The organism is Synechococcus sp. MIT2312 (assembly GCF_059772315.1).
This window is the reverse complement of sequence record NZ_CM186281.1, coordinates 42,468-59,137: the sequence shown is the minus strand read 5'-3', so window position 1 is coordinate 59,137 and position 16,670 is coordinate 42,468. Positions and strand designations below refer to the sequence as shown.

Below are 16,670 nucleotides of genomic sequence, written 5' to 3'. Positions count from 1 at the left end.
ATGAGCACTCCAGAACTGCTGCGCGGCGAAGGCCTTCCTCACTTCGAGGCCATTGACGCTGAGCAGGTCAACAATGAGATCCCTGCACTGCTGACCAGCCTGAACGATCAGCTGAAGTCACTGGAGACATCACTGCAGCAGCGCCTCGACTCGGCCTCACCACTGGGCTGGGATGAACTGATGCCGAGCCTGCATCAGCTCGGGGAACGTCTTCGCTGGAGCTGGGGCGTGGTGAGTCATCTCACAGGTGTTCGCAACACACCCGAGCTGCGTGAGGCTCATGCCAAACAGCAGCCCGAGGTGGTTCGCTTCAGCAATCGCCTTGGTCAGAGCCAGGTTCTGCACGAAGCTCTCAGCAGACTGAAAACAGACCCGGCTCAACCGCTCGACGGCACGCAGACACGCATTCTCGACGCTGAACTCCTCTCGATGCAGCATCGCGGTGTGGGGCTGAAGGGAGCTGAGCAGGCTGCTTTCAACACCACCAGTGAGCGACTTGCCGCTCTCTCCACCGGTTTCAGCAACCACGTGCTGGATGCCACGCAGTCCTGGAGCCTCGTGATCCAGGAGCGTGCTCAGCTGAACGGTGTTCCCGAAAGAGCCCTGGAAATCCTTGCTGCCGCTGCCAAGGAAGCCGGGGATCAGGCCGCTGACGGTTCCGAACCAAGCGCAGCCGAAGGACCCTGGCGTCTGGGGCTGGACATGCCGCGATACATCCCGGTCATCACCCACGCCAAGGACCGAAACCTGCGCGAGACCGTTTACAAAGCCCACGTGAGTCGCGCCAGCAGTGGAGATCTGGATAACGCACCGCTGATCGAGGAGATCCTTGAGCTGCGGCGTCAGCAGGCGAACCGGCTCGGCTACGCGAACTGGGCAGAGCTCAGCCTCGCGTCCAAGATGGCTGATGATGTGTCCGCGGTTGAGTCGCTGCTGGAAGAGCTGAGAGCTTCAGCGATGCCAGTGGCTCAGAAGGAGCTCCAGGAATTGCGGGAATGCGCCCAAAGCCACGGTGCGGCCGAAGCCGATGCACTGGCCCCCTGGGATGTGAGCCACTGGGCGGAGCAGCTCAGACGTGAACGTTTCGATCTCGATCAGGAGGCCCTTAGGCCCTGGTTCCCTCTTCCCCAGGTACTCGAGGGACTGTTCAGCCTCTGCGAACGCCTGTTCAGCATCCGCATCAAAGCCGCAGACGGTGAAGCTCCCATCTGGAATGAGGACGTGCGCTTCTTCCGTGTGATGGACTACAGCGGCGAAGACCTGGCGGCTTTTTATCTGGACCCTTTCAGCCGTCCCGCCAGCAAGCGCGGCGGTGCATGGATGGATGAGTGCCTGAGCCGTCAACGCAATGCCGACGGCGATCTCACCCTGCCGGTGGCCTATCTGATCTGCAATCAGACACCTCCCGCAGGCGACACGCCGAGCCTGATGAGCTTCGAAGAGGTGGAAACCCTCTTCCATGAGTTCGGTCATGGCCTGCAGCACATGCTCACCACGGTCGAGCACCCGGAAGCCGCTGGTATCAACAATGTGGAATGGGATGCCGTTGAGCTTCCCAGCCAGTTCATGGAGAACTGGTGTCTCGATCGAAACACCCTGATGGGGATGGCCCGTCACTGGCAGACGGGCGAGCTTCTCCCGGAGGCCGACTATCAGAAACTGTGCAGCAGTCGCACCTTCATGCAGGGCAACGGCACCCTTCGGCAGGTTCATTTCGCCCTGACCGACCTGCGACTCCACAGCCAGTGGACCCCGGAACTCAAGATCAGTCCCGATACGTTCCGTCGCCGCATCGCTGAAACCACCAGCGTGCTGCAGCCCGTCGAGGAAGACCGTTTTCTCTGCGCGTTCGGCCACATCTTTGCCGGGGGTTATGCCGCTGGCTATTACTCCTACAAATGGGCCGAGGTGCTGAGCGCCGATGCATTTGCAGCCTTTGAGGAAGTGGGCCTGGAGAGAGACGATGATGTCGCTGCCACTGGAGAACGTTTCCGCAACACCGTCCTCAGCCTGGGCGGGAGCCTGCGGCCTGCAGAGGTCTATCGACGCTTCCGGGGCAGGGATGCCACCAGCGCAGCACTCATCCGACATACCGGTCTGGCCGTCTCGGCGTCCTGATCAGATTGAGACCTGAGCCATGGCAGACGATCCGCTCAGGCTCAGTGCAACCTGGGGCCAGTCTGCTGAGGACGGCACTGGCCTGGCTCCTCTGATCGCGCTGGATGCCGCACTGGAACAGAGCAGCCTGCGTCGCGGCATCAGCCGTGATGCGTTTCTCAGGGAGCTGCTCAGCGATCTGCACCATCAACGTTTGATCCCGCTGTTGCTGATGCTTCCCCGGCGTTGGCGGGGGCAGACCGCCAGCCTGCCGGAGCATCTGCGCAGCTTTGGGGCCCTGCTGGAGAACACTCTGTTCAGCCCGTTACTGGGAGCGACCCTGGCCGATGATCTGCAGCACATCTTGCCCGCAGTCTCCAAACCCTCAGCGCTCAGTGCTCTTGATCGCTGGTGTCAGCGACAGATCTCCATCAGCGCTGAACAGAGCATGGCACTACCGCACAGCCTCGAAGCGCTGTGGTCAATCACGACGGCCGCCATGGAGAGACTGCCGGTGATGCCGGAGAAGAGCTCTGGCACTTTGGCGAAGATCAGTGCCATGGGCGGGGTACTGACCTGGAACAATTGCGGACTCCCCAACGTGCAGGCAGAACCTGAGCGGCTGCGCAACCGCTTACTGGCGCAGATCCTCAACGTTCTGGGAAGCAACCGACTCCACAGCGAAGGCAGGGCCTTTGAACCGTTCCGGTTCGAGGGTGTCAGCAGCGGCCGTGCATTGCTGAACCACCTCAATGACCAGGGCTGGCGGTGCCGCGGCCGCTTTCGAGCCAGCGTTGCCACGTTCGGCCTCGGTGCCAGCACCCGCATCGGTGAGCACTGGACGCAGATCCCGCTGGGCGTGCCGTATCGGACCGGTCTTCTGGATGAAACAGGCGAAGAAATCCAAGCGCTGATGCCCCACTGTTCCTTGGAGATGGAACTGCAGCCCCCCGGCAGCTCAGCGGTTCTGTTGCAGTACTACCAGGGCACTGAAGGGTTGAATGGCTGGGCTGCTCTCAATGAGCTGCATCGACCCTGGCAGAACGACCGGAGCAATGGCACGGTTATGTATCAAGCAACCGAACTCAGCGGCGAACAACTGGAGGAGACCCTTGATCTCTGCGAGCTGATCGGAGCAGTCCATAACAACGAAGCCCAGTGCAGCCATCTCCACGTGGGCGGATACGGAGCGCTGGGTTTCTGCATCGACTCCACAGCCCTGCTGGAGCAGGCCATCACTGGACGAACCAATCAGTTTCCACTGATGCTTGGAGACCTATGGCGTCAGCGACTGCACCGCCAGCTGCATCAACAACTGGACGCAGGCCTGCAAGCGACAGACGACAGCGTGAATCGCTACCGCCTCGCCCTGGACCAGCTGCCTCAGGACCTCTTCCATGACAACCAATCACGACCCGAGGCTCATCGAAGGTTGAAAGCAAGCCAGCCACGACACAGCCCTTTCGCCCTGGTGCGAGCACTTAACGGCGAGTGCTCTGCGGAGGAATTCTCAGAGGGGGACTAAGCGCTGAGCGCTCCAGCTCCTCGCAGATGGCCTCGACCACCGAGCTGCGGAACGACTTGGAAAAGGGGCCGGAGGAGCCGTTGTGACCCATCCCCTCGATCATGTAGCGCTGAATGGAGTGATGACGTTGCCAGCGATTCCAATTGGAGAGTGGCAGCAGGGGCAGACGACCGGGATAGGCGATCCGCCCCAGCGCCGCCACAGGGTCTCGGCTGCCCAGCACCATGGCCACATCATTGACCGACTCAAGCGCGCCGTTGCCGCTGAAGACTCCACAGACCGTGATCACCTGAACTCTCACACGGCAAAGCTGCTGCAGAATCTCAGCGATGCCGACCGCCATCTCTCCTCCACCGCTGTAACCAACGAGGACGATGCGGGACGCCTGATGGGGCAGAAAGCCGATCGAATCGAGACGACGGGCGACCTTCAACGCCAACTCATAATTCATCACCGGTCCATAACGGCGATCCGAGGAGATTCCGACCTTGATGACGTTATTCGCCTGCACACAGAAGGCGCAGATGAAGCGAATCAGACCATTGGGGTGATGCTCCTGCAGGGCGAACAAGCGCTGCCAGAACCATCCGGCGAAGGTGGTCGAACGCAGTCCGACGTTGGTGATCGTGTAGGCCTCGATCCCTTTCACGAGCATCGTGTCATCCGCAATCGACTCCTGCAGACAGCTGAGGAAATCGCTCACATGCGGTGGATGGCTCTCTTCAGTCTGATGAATGCCATCGAGGTAGACGACGTAGTGACGATGCTGACAAGAACCGGTGTTGCCTGACGCAAACAGACGGCTGGGGTCAGGAAGACCGTGCATCCAGCCTTCCCAGAAGACGAAATCCACCATCACCGAATAGACACCCACCAGTGCGACCACCACCACCAGCACAATCCCGAACCAGGTGAGCAGTTCCAACAGCGATTCCGGTTGCAACAGAGAGGTCGCATCCCGACGGACAGCAGTCAGGCCCAGCAGGCCCAGCATGGCAACGCAGACCAGGGCCACCACCAGCCAACGGCGCACTTGCCGAAGACGACGGCGTTGATGCTGAACAGCGGCCATGGTGTCGTTCAAAGGAAGCCCGGTCATGGCGACGTCAGAGCTGACACCTCTGTGGCGAGAATGGTGTAGCTGGTGCGCCAACGCTGCGCAAACAGCAAACCCACCAGCAGCAGCGCGAGCACAAAACCGGGGAGCGCCACCACCAGACTCGTTTCCAAGGGGATGTTGTAGACCGCCTGAAGCAGCACCATCACATTGAGATGGATCCAGGCCAGCAGGGTCACTGCAATCAGATCACTCACATAGGGAGCAGCGGCCAGCACATAAAAGAGACCGGGCCACATGGCGGCGCCCATGCGATTGGCAAAGGTGATCGGCTGCAGAGGGACACCTTCCAGAAGCATCAGCATCAGGCTGTGACAAAGGATTCCGAGCAGAAAGGCCAGGCTGAGAACCAGACCATCCACGATCATGTGCATCAGGATCTGCTTCGGCGTCAGTCGGTTGGCGAGCAACGCGAACAGATGCGAAGCCGACATCGACAATCCAACGCCAATCAGCAGACCAACGCCGGTATCCATGGCCAGCAGAAGCTGACCCATGGACTGCAGATATGCCAACAGCTGGTCGGCCATTGGCATCAGGCCCGACGCAGATGGGGACGATTAACGATCCAGATCACGATGATCGAAAGCACGGCGCAGTAGAAGCACCAGACCGAGTTGAAGGTTGCGCTGTACGTCGCCCACGTGAGGAAAATCGACACGAAGATGAGGACTCCAAACAGCTTCACAGCCTTGTCGCTGACGGCCAGAAGCGGCAGAACAATAAAGCCCCAGTACACCAGCTCACCAACAGGTTCCGTGTTGACGAAGTTGTGAAAGATGCTGTGAAGATTGGCAATGTCGTAGAGAAGTCGACCATTGCTGTGAACCGCTGGTTGAATTGCCGGCGGGTTGAACAGCATGGGCAGATAGAACGCGATCCCGAGCACCGTGGCCACAATCGAGACCCATTTCAAGCGTCGTTGCAATCCCTTGGAGTCCGTACTGCGGCTGATCGACCATGCGCTCCACGGGATCCAGATCATCCAGAAGCAGTAGGCGAAGAAGAGAAAACCGAGGCCACCAATCGTTGCAAGGGGCTCGATGCCGCCGCGGTCGATCGCAGTCCATTCCAGACCCTCGACAAATTGCTGAACCCCGAAGAAGAACGGCACCAGGGCAAGAGGCTTGTAATCAGGCCGCTCATGGCGTGTGGCCAGATGATGCGAATAAAGACCGAGAGGAACGAGCACGGCGGATGCCGTGAAACTTGCCGAAGCCGAAAAACACATGCGCGGCAGGACATGGATGACATTCAAAGTGTGCCCATCAGCACAGAACATGTCACTGTTCGTGCGCCAGTTCAGTCACTCAGAAGCATTCTCAGCAAAACATCAAGAGCTCGAGGATGCGACATCAACTGCTGATGCGTGAAGACAGGAACACTGCTCACGAGTCCCAAAGGCAGATGGGCCTGCCATCCAGGGAACACCATCAAATCCCAGCGGCAGTAGTAACTGACGCAGTCCAATCCCTCGAGAGCCTGCACATCATCATTGAGAGAGCGCAACAGCGGACTGCCCCGTTTCATGTCGGCCAACCCGGCACAAAGCCATGAGGGAATCCACTGCGCCGTGACGGTTCCCCGCTGCGGACTGCCAACACTGACAAAGCGACGGGTGCGTCGGGCGCCATCCAGCTGCTGCAGCCAGACTCGCCCGATGATGCCGCCCATCGAAAAACCAAGCAGGTCCACCTGCATGTCGTCACCCCAGCGCTGACGGATGTGATCGTCGAGTTGTTCCGCCAGGGTCCGCAAGGGAACAGCCCCTAGGCGGTGCGGGAGATGGGGCACCAACAGCGGAACCTCATGCTCCTCCAAGCGACGGACCAATCGACGAAAGAGATGCGGCGTATCCCAGAGGCCATGGACAAGAACCAACGGTCGCCGCGATGGCGAAGGCACCATGCTGGTCATCTCAAAACGGCTTGCGACGCCAGCGCTCAAGGCTCACCGTACCTGCGAAACCTGGGATCGGCGCATGACATTTGCTCAGCCGAAGATGCATCGGCAAAGCCCCATAGATCCCCTCAAGCTCCTCGAACATGCGCTCACTGAAATGTTCGATGGTGTGGCAGGTGATCTCGGCAGCAAGACGCTGCAAAGCCTGAACTCCCAGGCTGTAATCAGCGGTCGACTCCAGCGAGTCAGCAGAGGCCGACTCACTCAGATCAAGATGCAGCTCCAGATCAACACGAAACCACTGACCGTGTTCACGCTCATGGTCGAGAACCCCCACATGCGCCCAGAGGCGAAGATTGTCGACTCTGATGATGTCCAGGTGATGAGTGGCGTTGCTCATCCCTCCAGGTCCACATGACTGAAGCGACGCGCACCTGAGGCATAGTCGGCAGCGGTGTGGCCATCACCGCGTAATCGATAGCGATAGGTCACCAGCCCCTCCAAACCGACAGGCCCCCTTGGAGGCAGGGTCTGGGTCGAGATGCCCACTTCCGCGCCGAATCCGTAGCGGAAGCCGTCTGCAAAGCGCGTGGAACAGTTGTGATAAACACCGGCGCTGTCGACTGAGCGCAGGAATCGCTCTGCAGTGGAGACGTTACGGGTGGCAATCGCTTCGGTATGACGTGAGCCGTAGCGACGGATGTGTTCCAGAGCTTCGGCGAGGTCATCCACAACACGAACGGACAGGGTCAATGCCAGATATTCCGTGCTCCAGTCTTCGTCGGCCGCGGCCTCACCGATCCCGAGAGAGCAAGCGCCTGGATCACCGAGCAGCCGCACACCTTCGGCCTGGAAGGCGGGGATGGCCTTCTCCAGGAAAATCCCGGCGATGTCGGCATGAACCAGCAAAGTCTCCATTGCATTGCAGGCCGCCGGATATTGCACTTTGCTGTCGAGGGCAATGGTCACAGCCTGATCTGGGTCCGCCTCGGCATCCACATACAGATGACACACCCCATCGGCATGGCCGAGCACGGGGATACGGGTGTTGTCCTGAATGAAGCGCACCAGTTCGTTACTGCCCCTGGGAATGATCAGATCCACCAGTCCCTCAAGCCGCAGCAAGGCAAGGCTGTCTTCACGGGTGGTGAGCAGAGCGAGGGACTCGGGGGAGACCGACGTGGCGACGAGTCCTTGCTGCAGTGCTGCCATCACCGCCTTGTTGGTGCACTCAGCTTCACGTCCACCCTTGAGGATCGCCCCATTACCGGAGCGGATCGCCAACGAGGCGATCTGAATCACGGCATCAGGACGGGCTTCGAAAATCACACCCACGACCCCGAGGGGAACGCTGACGCGTTCCAGCACAAGGCCGTCATCCAATTCCCGATGTAACTGACGTCGGCCAAGGGGATCAGCAAGCTCCGCCAGCTGTCGCAGCCCGGCAATGGCTCCTTCAAGCTTGGCTTCATCGAGCTTGAGGCGGGCCATCAGTGCAGGAGCCAGACCGCTTTGCTCAGCGTTCTCACGGTCCAGCTGGTTCGCGGCAACGATGGTGCCGGTGTTGGCACGGAGTGACTTCGCCATGGCCAGCAGCGCCTCCCGACGCTGGTCATCGCTGGTCAGACCCAGATCCGTGGCAGCACGGCGCAGGCCCGCCGCCAAAGACAGAAGCTCCGGGGAGGGGTCTGGAACGGCCTGCACGGGCAACATCTCAAAACGGCTTCCATCATCCCGCCTGGTGCGACGGAGAAAGCAGCAACCGTTGCATTGCCAGGCGAGCAGCACCGAGACGACCCGCGCCATTACCCAGGGCACACGCCTTGATCTGCAGGCCCTCGCGACTCACTGCCTGAACACGGGTGGCGACCTCCTGACGCACCGCAGGAAGAAAGTGCTCACTGGCACCAGCAAGCCCTCCCCCCACCAGGACCAGCTGGGGCGTGTACAGATAAACCAGCGAGCTGATCCCCGTACCCAGAAGCTGTCCATAGCGCTCCCAGTGGTCCCTGGCCTGAACATCCCCACGGGATGCAGCCATGGCCAGTGAAGACGGCTCAGCACCACTGAGCCGCTTCAGCCCGGCGATGCTCGCGAACTGTTCCAGCGAACCCCTGTTGCCGCTGTTGCACTCAGGTCCATCGGGAAACAGCGTGATCAGACCTGGTTCCGCGGCGGCTCCGTTGTGTCCTGTGAACAGCTGGCCGCTGAGCATCACTCCACCACCAACGCCGGTTCCGAGAGTGAGTAACACCACATCGCTGCAACCCTGAGCCGCGCCTTTCCAGGCTTCACCCACGAGAGCGCAATTGCCGTCGTTGGCGAGGGTGACCCTTCGCTGCAGGCGGGATTCAAGCCACGCAGCCAGTGGGACCTCTTCCCAGCCCGGCAGATTGATGCAAACGCGGGCCACCCGCGCTTCAGCATCCATGGGCCCCGGTAAACCAATCCCCACCACCGAAGCCAGACCATGCGGGTCGATGCACCTGATCGCCTCGACGATCTCCACACAAACCGATCCCGGCGTGGCGGGTTGGGGTGTTGGACGCTGGTGCTCTTCCAACAACACCCCTTTAAGGCTGAACAGACCGAGCTTGATCGCGGTTCCACCGAGATCCACACCCAGAACGCACCGATCAGCAATCGATTCAGCCACACCTTCACCCATCGATTGAGCCATCGATCAAAACCGCATGAACAGCTGCAGCTGGCTCTGCCAGGTGCCCTGACTATCAACCGATCCGGACAGATTCATATTCGGATTGATCTGGTAGGTCACGGTCCCCTGCGAGGGAATGTCGTTGCGGTTGGGCGCAGCCAGCACCGAGAAGTCGAAGCGTTCCGTGATGGAAACGCCCACTTCGGTCACCAAGGCGAGCTGGGGCGGCACCTGACCGGAAACACGCTCCTTTTCATTCTGAACAATGGTCGTGACATAGGTCGGATAAAGAGCGAACTGCAGCCTCTGGCTGAACGAATCCGAGAGCGTCCCCAGGACCGGAGACAACAGCGACTGCCCGAGAACAGCGGCAAGCGCGGCGCCGGCGCCGGCTCCCGACAGACCAGCCAGGGAGTTGCCGCCGATCAGCGCCAGCAGCTGCGGCTGGGGAAGAGATGGCGTGCTGCGCAGACGGATGCTCTGAGACAGTCGGTCGGCAGGGCCGCTGGCCGAAAGCATCACCTTGATCAGGCGGAGCTGGCCTCCGGCACCGAGATTGCCCAGACCGTTGGTGTCAAACACCGATTTGGAGAAGGCGTTGTTGTCGTCGGTGTTGATGGTCACGTTGTCGGAGACCCGGGTGACCATGGCGACATCCACGTAGGGAATCAGCCCGAGCGAGGGGGTGAACACCGCGACATTCGCGGCTGCACGATCAAGGTTGAAAGTCGTGGTGAACATGGTCACTCGGCCTGACAGCAACTGAACCACTCCCCGCAGTTCCAGGCTGGGATCAAGAGCACCATTGACGGTCAGAAGACCTGCAGTGGTGAAGTTGTAAAACGGCTGACTCTCAATTCTCAGCTTGGGGCCGAGCGTGAGGCGCAGGTCGCGAAATCCGATGAAGGGCAGCTTGGGCAGAGACGCCTTGATCGAGCGGCTGGTTGCCGCCTCCACATCCGCTCCCCTGAGCAACAGAGGCTCTTTGAAGTCCCACTTTTCCTCAAGCAGTGCATCAACGGAAACTGCCTGGGTGGAGACAACCTTGGTGGGATCGGCCTTGGTGGACTCAACCTTCTGAGCCAGTGGATTTCTGACGCGGGAGAGCAAGGAACGACCCGGCCGGACTGATCCGTTACGGACCTCCAGGAGCCCGCCGATCTGTGGGTTCACCACAGCTCCGGTGAGCATCAGGTCAGCACCGACCTCCACATCGGCATTGGGTAGCTTCAGTCGGGCTTTTTCGAGCTGAATGCGTAGCGGATTGGGCTCGGGATAGGGGCGCAGAAGCGCCAGGGCACCACTGCCTTTGAGCTGACCACCCGAGCCGAAACGACCCTTGAGCGACTGCACTTCTAGCCGGTCAAAGTCGAACACCATGGAGCCGTTGACCTTGGCAAGGCTCTGGCCCTGAGCCTTGAATGCAGCGTCCTTGATCACGATGTAGCCGTTGGCCTTCGGCGCTCGAAGAGTGCCACCGAGCAACAGGCGAAGATCCACATCACCCTTGTCCCAGGACACGGTGTCGTTGGTGAGCCCAGTGAGAAAGTTCAGGCCATCGCCAAGACTCACGATGCGAACATCAAGCGGCTGATCAGCAGCAAAGGGAATCCTGCCGGTGACGGTGACAGGCTCAGTGGAGGTATCGGAGACGAGAGCCAGATCCAGCTTGAGAGCCTGGTCACTGAGCAGCACCTGGCCACGTTTCAAGGCAATCGGGTTGGGGCCGACGCGCGCATCCTCGAGAACCAGCTCGCTGCTGATTGCTGCCTTGGAGCCGTCGAGGCGGTAGGTCCCCCTCATGGCAATTGCTCCCAGCAGTGACCTCGGCACCGGAGCGACCAGGGCCAACAGGCTGAAGGGGAGGTGAGCAAGGGAGAACTGACCCTCTCCTCCCTGCAGTGGACCTTCAATCCGTGCAGTGAAGGGTTTCACCTGCAAGGCGTAATCCGCATCCTCACCCTCGATCCACAGATGACCTCGAGCCTTGAGATCGAGATTGAGACGACTGATCCGAGGACCGGTCAGATCGATCACCGCATCCACCTGTCCACGCAGATCCTCAAGACGGAACGCTTCCCGTTCGCGGTTCTGCAGACGCGCTTGCAGCAACGCCGTCCGAGCATCCCGCAGGGCCTGCAGTTGCCCATCGAGATTGCCGCCGAATGTGTTGATCAACAGGGTGCCCAGATCGGATGCTGAGCCCTGCTCTGGGGGAGCATCCTTGTTCAACCTGACCAGGCTGAGACTGCTGTTGCTGAGCCAGCGTGCGCTCAGTCCCCTCGCCACAGCCTGGCCCTTGAAGGGGCCATCAAGCTGTCCTTCGGCATCCACGGTGATCTGGCCCGTGTCCGGCGGCAGCAGTTCGCTCGTGATGGCATAACGACGATCCGAGTAACGGCCCGTGAGCAGAATCTGCTGGAGCTGCAGACCCATGATTCCCGGGCGACTGATGCTCAGATCGCCCGTCATGGCGAGCGGTTGCAGTCCGAGAGTGCCGTCACCACTCAAACGGCCATAAACCCCTTCCCAGCGTTGCCTGGGAGGAAGCGCCAGTTCCAGTCCATCGACCGTTAGATCAGTGGCTGTCCATCGGTATCCGGCAGGCGTTCCTCGCAGCTGCAGATCCCCCTTGCGGCGACGCAGCATCACATCGGTGGGAAGCCAGTTCGCACCTAACCGTGCCTCAAGAGATCCTGCGATGACTGATCCAACCGAAGCCATCGACAGCACACCACCGCCGCCGGAGCGACCGAGGAAGGTTCCACTCCAGTCCTCCATGAGGCGCACGGCACCCGCCCGCGGATGATTCACGGCAAGGCGCAGATCAGGTCGCAGTGCATCGAGAGGACCCAAAATCCGACCGGATGCCGCAATCGTTCCATCCATCTCTGTGCCCAGAAGAGGACCCAGACGCTTGAGGGGATAGGAGTCAAGGCGCAGATCGGCCTCCAATGGACCGGTTTTCAGACCACCTGCACCAAGGCTGAGCGGCATCCTGGCGCTGCCGCTCAGGTCAGGACTGCGGAACTGCGCAAGCTCCAGCACTTCTGATTGTGCAGACCAGCCAGCCTGCAGCGACCATGCCTGGAGCAGGGGATTACTGGTCTGAGCCATGTCCAGAGACAACTCAGGCTGCAACGATGCACCGCTCAACTGCAGCGTTCCCTTCAAAGGAGCTGCCGTGCCGAGCAGAGGCGAGACGAGAGCAAGGCGCTTCCAGGCGGGCCCCGCCAGCTCAAGACGCTGGGTGGCGACCTGCAGCTGTGGATGCAGCGCCCCTTTGGCCTTCACATCCACACCAGGCGCTTGAAGAACAAACCGATCCAGCGTTGCCGACCAGTCCTGGCGGTCCCGCCAATCGGCACTCAGTTGCGCGGCAAGGCGAAGAGGTCCGTCCACCGGAATGGAGTCAGGCAAGGCCCAGAGCCCATCGATGCGCAGCTTCGGTTGAGACCAGTCGCCACCGAGCCGAAAGGTCAGATTGCGATTCTGATCCAGTTCCCTGAGGGCTCCCTTCAGATCGAAGGAGTGGTTGAGACGCACGTTGCCGCCTAGGGATGCCCTGTAAGGCCCGTAAGTCCATCGACTGTTGGGGACCTTGAGCGTGTCGCCGCGACAACTGACTCGCAACTGCGGAGACTTCAGCGTGTGCTCCATGGCCTGGCCACTGAACTGCGCTCTGCGCAGAGACAGCCCACCGCTGCAGTTGGCTCGCCCCCCACGCCAGCCCAGCCGCAGATTGCCACCAAGTTGCCCCTGCATCTGAACGGGCAGCTTCAACGGCAACAGGCCCTGATAGCGAGCCAGCTGAATCCGTTTCAGGTGAGTGGTGAGCTCAAACTCCGGACGGACCCAACGGCCCCGTGCCTTGACGGTGATACGCCCCCTGTCTGGAAGCACGAGCTTGAGGACACCGTCAGCCCTGTGCTCATCAAGACGGATGCCGCTCCAACCAGCAGCTGTCAGGCTGAGTCCCGCAGGTCCGATCCTGATCCTGGCGGGATCGCTGAAACGCACCTGCAGATCCAAGCGGGGTGGGTCGCCTTGCTCTGGCAAGGGTCCTGGCACCCAGTACGCGCCCTGGTCATTGCGCCGTAGATCGAGCTGAGCGCCTCTGACCCGCACCATGAGAACGGGCTTGAATTGCAGAAGACTGGCGAAGGGATCGAGCCCGATGGAGATGCGCTGAATCTCTGCAGTTGACCGATCGAGTGGACCTTTGCGGACCTGAACAGGACCCAGCGCAATGCCCTGCGGACCCAGACCGCGGTACCGACCGATGCTGACGGGGTGACCGAGAGGTTTGGAGATCTGAGCCTCGATGTCTGGACGCATCCGCTGAAACAGCGAACTGGCCCATTGATCGGCAGCAAACCAGAGCGCCACCCCACCGATGAGGGATCCACCCAAAACAGACAGGGCGAGCCTGTTACGCCGCATGCTGGGTGGACCTCCTCGCATCGATGCCCGTCAATACGCCGGAGGTCGACGCAATATAAGGACCACATTCCCAGCAGACCAGTCCATGCCACTTGAGGAATTGCTCTCCACCTCCAGCATCTGGCTCGCCAAGGGCGGTCTGGCGTTGTTCGGCTTGACCCTGATCGCCTTCATCGCCCGCTGGGGGGTCCGTTTCCGGCTGGTGGGAGTGAGCAGCTTCACGCTGCTGCTGTCGGCCAGCTGCTGGGCTTTTGGTCTCAGCTACACACCCAGCGTCAGCGTGGAGGGAGCCCTGCGAGCGCCGGTGGTTTTTGACAACGGTGATGATCTGGTGGTGGCTCAGGCCCAGGCCGATTTTCCAGACGAGGCGATCGAACCGACCCTGCAGCAATTGGCGGGGAATGTTCGTCCTGGCGGCCGCAACAGCCCTGAGGTGACGGTTCGTCTGCGTCAGCTCCAGCCTGCGGGTGAAGGGGCTTCCCGAGCAGTCGTTCTGGGTGAAACCGTGCGCGACTTCCGAGCCGAATGAAACCAGACGATCCCCTACAGGAGCTGCCCCAGGGCCTGCGCGATGAACTGAAACAGCTGCTGGCTTCCGGCATCACCACCTGGGGACAGCTGCAGGCTCTGGACGAGCTGCAAATCAGTCGACTGGCCTCGAGCGGACGGGCGTCAGCACGCAACCTCAGACGGCTGCAAGGCATGGCCGATCTGGCCTGCGCGTTGGACCTCGCTCCCCAGGATGCTGCCCTGCTGATGCACGCAGGACTGGCCACCGTGACCGCGATCGCCGGGGCTTCCCCTCAGGACGTGCTCACCCGCACCGGACGACTGGAACGTCAGCTGCGAAGCGGACGTCCACCAGTTGTGGATCTTGCCGTGGCCCGCCGCTGGGTCCTCCGTGCCAGGGAGAGGCAAAACACGAACTGACCGTCGGGACCAGCAAGCTCCGTCTCACCCGTTTCAAATGAGGGGCAGATTCGGACAGAGGTTCCGATGCGTTTCCTCAACAACCTCAGATTCGCAGCCGTTGCCGCAGTTTCAACACTGCTCGCGATGAGCCCTCTCAGTCAGGCCCAATCCTCTCTTCTGGAAAGTGTCAAGCGCAATCCCGGCGAAGCCCAGGCACTCTGTCAGCAGTTCAAATCCATCAATGCACAAGGGGAGTCGGCACTGTCCAGCCAATCCATTGCTGTGATTGCAGGCCAGCGCAACCTCAACAGGACGGAAGCTGAAATTGTGGCCACCTATGTGATCGGACTCAACTGCCCGGATGTTCGCTGATGCGTCCCTGATCACCCGCGACGGCGTTGAGCTCGTCTCGCGGGTGTGGCGACCCTGCGGAGATGGCCCCTGGCCTGCGCTGTTGATGCGACAGCCCTATGGGAAGTCCATCGCTTCAACCGTCACGCTCCCTCACCCCGAGTGGTGGTGCAGTCACGGCTTTGTGGTCGTGGTTCAGGATGTGCGCGGCCAGGGAGCTTCGGGAGGACGTTTCGGTGGCTTCTCTCAGGAAGCGCACGACACAGCCGACACCTTGAGGTGGCTGAGGCAAAGGCCGGAGGTCAATGGTCGAGTCGGGATGTACGGCTTCTCCTATCAAGGCCTGACCCAACTGCTGGCACCTTCCGACTGCCCACCGCCCGATTGTCTGGCACCGGCGATGTGCGGCCTGGATGAACGGGATCACTGGAGTTGCGACGGCAACGCCCACTGGTGGCATCTGGGGCTGGGCTGGGGCTTGCAGCTGGCCAGTCTTCAGGCCCAAAGGCGAGGAGATCATCAGGCCTGGGACGAGATGCGACGCAGCCTTGAAGACGGCAGCTATCTGCGTGAAGGCCTGCCGTTGCTGGAACGCCATGATCCCAACGGCATGGCTCTGCGCTGGCTGCAGCAAAGCCCCGAACGGGACAGCGACTGGATCCAGCACTCCGTGCCACATCGATGGCTGCAGCAACCGATGCTGTTGCTGGGGGGATGGTGGGACCCCCATCTCCGCGGCGTGATTGCTCTTGCGGAACAAGCCAGAGCGGCGGGAGGGCGACCTGAGCTCCACATCGGTCCTGCCACCCACCTGCAGTGGTGGGCAGAGAGCAGCGAACTGCTGCTGAAGTTCTTCCAGCGGCATCTGATCGCTTCTCCCAGCGACTGGGCATCGCTGCACAGTGCGGATGACATCGGCGTCTGGCTGTGGGACCAAGTCAGCGAACGCTGGTGCGGAGCAGACGATCTGAATTCAGCATCGATCACACCCTCATCCCAGGCCTCATCACAACCGTCCGATCAGCAGCGCTGGTCTCTCTGCAGTCGAGGCCTGGCCTGCCTTGACTCAGAAGAAGGACAGATCCTCGAGGCAGCATCCGGCCAAGGCGGCAAGGTGGTGATCGTGCATGACCCATGGCGGCCTGTGCCCGCCATCGGAGGGCATCTCAGCCCGAGCGCCGGCCCCTGCGATCGGGCATCCCTTGATCGTCGTAGTGACGTGGCGGTGTTCACCGGCGCCCCCCTGAAAGGCGCCCTGCGGATGCAGGGCAAGCCGAAGCTCAGGCTTCACGTCTGCGCCGACCAGCCTGGATTTGATCTTTGCGTGGCACTGTCGCGGTTGCCCCTGGGCTCGAACACGGTGCAACAGCTTTCAACGGGGATGCTGCGAATCCGCGAACAGCAAGCCCTCGGGCTCTGTGAACGAGAGCTAGAGCTTCAGCCTCTGCAGGCCACGCTCGAACCCGGTGACCGGCTGCGTCTATCGATCGCAGGAGCCGCCTGGCCAGCCATTGCCATCAATCCTGGACATCCGGCCGTTCCCTGCAGCGCACCCAGCGCCGATTGCCGCGTGATCAGCATCGAGTTGCATCTTGAGATGGCTCAGTTGTGGATGCTGCCTCTGCTGGCGCCCCAACACCTGGGAACTCCGGCAGACTGACACG

General features: G+C 61.0%; 14 protein-coding genes. 6 read left to right on the top strand and 8 right to left on the bottom strand.

Going from position 1 to position 16,670, the window contains the following annotated elements; translation table 11 throughout:
- Together AC6EI9_RS00320 and AC6EI9_RS00315 are read left to right on the top strand one after the other, a co-directional pair.
- Complete coding sequence (locus AC6EI9_RS00320) at positions 1–2,118, top strand: M3 family metallopeptidase (RefSeq protein ID WP_498468495.1); 2,118 nt, start codon at positions 1–3, stop codon at positions 2,116–2,118.
- Between the two features lie 19 nt (positions 2,119–2,137).
- Positions 2,138–3,622 carry an ArgR family transcriptional regulator gene (locus AC6EI9_RS00315; RefSeq protein WP_498468494.1) on the top strand — a complete coding sequence of 495 codons (1,485 nt, stop codon included), beginning with the start codon at positions 2,138–2,140 and terminating at the stop codon, positions 3,620–3,622.
- Here AC6EI9_RS00315 and AC6EI9_RS00310 read toward each other — a convergent pair.
- The 8 genes from AC6EI9_RS00310 to AC6EI9_RS00275 form a co-directional block, all read right to left on the bottom strand.
- A complete protein-coding gene (locus AC6EI9_RS00310; RefSeq protein ID WP_498468493.1) occupies positions 3,579–4,721 on the bottom strand; it encodes an alpha/beta hydrolase in 1,143 nt (380 codons plus the stop codon). The genes AC6EI9_RS00315 and AC6EI9_RS00310 overlap by 44 nt on opposite strands.
- A complete protein-coding gene (locus AC6EI9_RS00305) occupies positions 4,718–5,269 on the bottom strand; it encodes a hypothetical protein (protein WP_498468492.1) in 552 nt (183 codons plus the stop codon). The genes AC6EI9_RS00310 and AC6EI9_RS00305 overlap by 4 nt, the downstream gene beginning before the upstream one ends.
- Before the next feature lie 5 nt (positions 5,270–5,274).
- Positions 5,275–5,970: a DUF6629 family protein gene (locus AC6EI9_RS00300; RefSeq protein WP_498468491.1), complete on the bottom strand. Its 696-nt coding sequence runs from the start codon at positions 5,968–5,970 to the stop codon at positions 5,275–5,277.
- A 71-nt stretch (positions 5,971–6,041) separates the two neighbouring features.
- Complete coding sequence (locus AC6EI9_RS00295) at positions 6,042–6,656, bottom strand: esterase/lipase family protein (RefSeq protein WP_498470110.1); 615 nt, start codon at positions 6,654–6,656, stop codon at positions 6,042–6,044.
- A gap of 1 nt (position 6,657) precedes the next feature.
- Positions 6,658–7,041 (bottom strand): dihydroneopterin aldolase, encoded by a 384-nt coding sequence (gene folB, locus AC6EI9_RS00290; protein ID WP_498468490.1) that lies wholly within the window; start codon positions 7,039–7,041, stop codon positions 6,658–6,660.
- Positions 7,038–8,354, bottom strand: a complete 1,317-nt coding sequence (locus tag AC6EI9_RS00285; protein ID WP_498470109.1) for a glutamate-5-semialdehyde dehydrogenase — start codon at positions 8,352–8,354, stop codon at positions 7,038–7,040. The genes folB and AC6EI9_RS00285 overlap by 4 nt, the downstream gene beginning before the upstream one ends.
- A 16-nt stretch (positions 8,355–8,370) precedes the next feature.
- Positions 8,371–9,321, bottom strand: coding sequence for an ROK family protein (locus AC6EI9_RS00280; protein ID WP_498468489.1), 951 nt, complete (start codon positions 9,319–9,321; stop codon positions 8,371–8,373).
- A gap of 3 nt (positions 9,322–9,324) precedes the next feature.
- Complete coding sequence (locus AC6EI9_RS00275; protein ID WP_498468488.1) at positions 9,325–13,713, bottom strand: translocation/assembly module TamB domain-containing protein; 4,389 nt, start codon at positions 13,711–13,713, stop codon at positions 9,325–9,327.
- 115 nt (positions 13,714–13,828) lie between these two features.
- On the opposite strand from AC6EI9_RS00275, the gene AC6EI9_RS00270 reads away from it, so the two are divergent.
- The 4 genes from AC6EI9_RS00270 (at position 13,829) to AC6EI9_RS00255 (ending at position 16,666) form a co-directional block, all read left to right on the top strand.
- Entirely contained in the window at positions 13,829–14,272 is a 444-nt protein-coding gene (locus AC6EI9_RS00270; protein ID WP_498470108.1) for a Ycf51 family protein, read from the top strand.
- Positions 14,269–14,673, top strand: coding sequence for a DUF4332 domain-containing protein (locus AC6EI9_RS00265; protein ID WP_498468487.1), 405 nt, complete (start codon positions 14,269–14,271; stop codon positions 14,671–14,673). Before AC6EI9_RS00270 ends, AC6EI9_RS00265 begins: the two co-directional genes overlap by 4 nt.
- Before the next feature lie 66 nt (positions 14,674–14,739).
- Positions 14,740–15,027 (top strand): DUF8664 family protein, encoded by a 288-nt coding sequence (locus tag AC6EI9_RS00260; RefSeq protein ID WP_498468486.1) that lies wholly within the window; start codon positions 14,740–14,742, stop codon positions 15,025–15,027.
- A complete protein-coding gene (locus tag AC6EI9_RS00255; RefSeq protein WP_498468485.1) occupies positions 15,017–16,666 on the top strand; it encodes a CocE/NonD family hydrolase in 1,650 nt (549 codons plus the stop codon). The genes AC6EI9_RS00260 and AC6EI9_RS00255 overlap by 11 nt, the downstream gene beginning before the upstream one ends.
- Positions 16,667–16,670: the final 4 nt, after the last annotated feature.

Coding starts and splice junctions, on each gene's coding strand:
- AC6EI9_RS00320 (WP_498468495.1), top strand. CDS start 1: ATGAGCACTCCAGAACTGCTGCGCGGCGAAGGCCTTCCTCACTTCGAG.
- AC6EI9_RS00315 (WP_498468494.1), top strand. CDS start 2,138: ATGGCAGACGATCCGCTCAGGCTCAGTGCAACCTGGGGCCAGTCTGCT.
- AC6EI9_RS00310 (WP_498468493.1), bottom strand. CDS start 4,721: ATGACCGGGCTTCCTTTGAACGACACCATGGCCGCTGTTCAGCATCAA.
- AC6EI9_RS00305 (WP_498468492.1), bottom strand. CDS start 5,269: ATGGCCGACCAGCTGTTGGCATATCTGCAGTCCATGGGTCAGCTTCTG.
- AC6EI9_RS00300 (WP_498468491.1), bottom strand. CDS start 5,970: ATGTGTTTTTCGGCTTCGGCAAGTTTCACGGCATCCGCCGTGCTCGTT.
- AC6EI9_RS00295 (WP_498470110.1), bottom strand. CDS start 6,656: ATGACCAGCATGGTGCCTTCGCCATCGCGGCGACCGTTGGTTCTTGTC.
- folB (WP_498468490.1), bottom strand. CDS start 7,041: ATGAGCAACGCCACTCATCACCTGGACATCATCAGAGTCGACAATCTT.
- AC6EI9_RS00285 (WP_498470109.1), bottom strand. CDS start 8,354: ATGTTGCCCGTGCAGGCCGTTCCAGACCCCTCCCCGGAGCTTCTGTCT.
- AC6EI9_RS00280 (WP_498468489.1), bottom strand. CDS start 9,321: ATGGCTCAATCGATGGGTGAAGGTGTGGCTGAATCGATTGCTGATCGG.
- AC6EI9_RS00270 (WP_498470108.1), top strand. CDS start 13,829: ATGCCACTTGAGGAATTGCTCTCCACCTCCAGCATCTGGCTCGCCAAG.
- AC6EI9_RS00265 (WP_498468487.1), top strand. CDS start 14,269: ATGAAACCAGACGATCCCCTACAGGAGCTGCCCCAGGGCCTGCGCGAT.
- AC6EI9_RS00260 (WP_498468486.1), top strand. CDS start 14,740: ATGCGTTTCCTCAACAACCTCAGATTCGCAGCCGTTGCCGCAGTTTCA.
- AC6EI9_RS00255 (WP_498468485.1), top strand. CDS start 15,017: ATGTTCGCTGATGCGTCCCTGATCACCCGCGACGGCGTTGAGCTCGTC.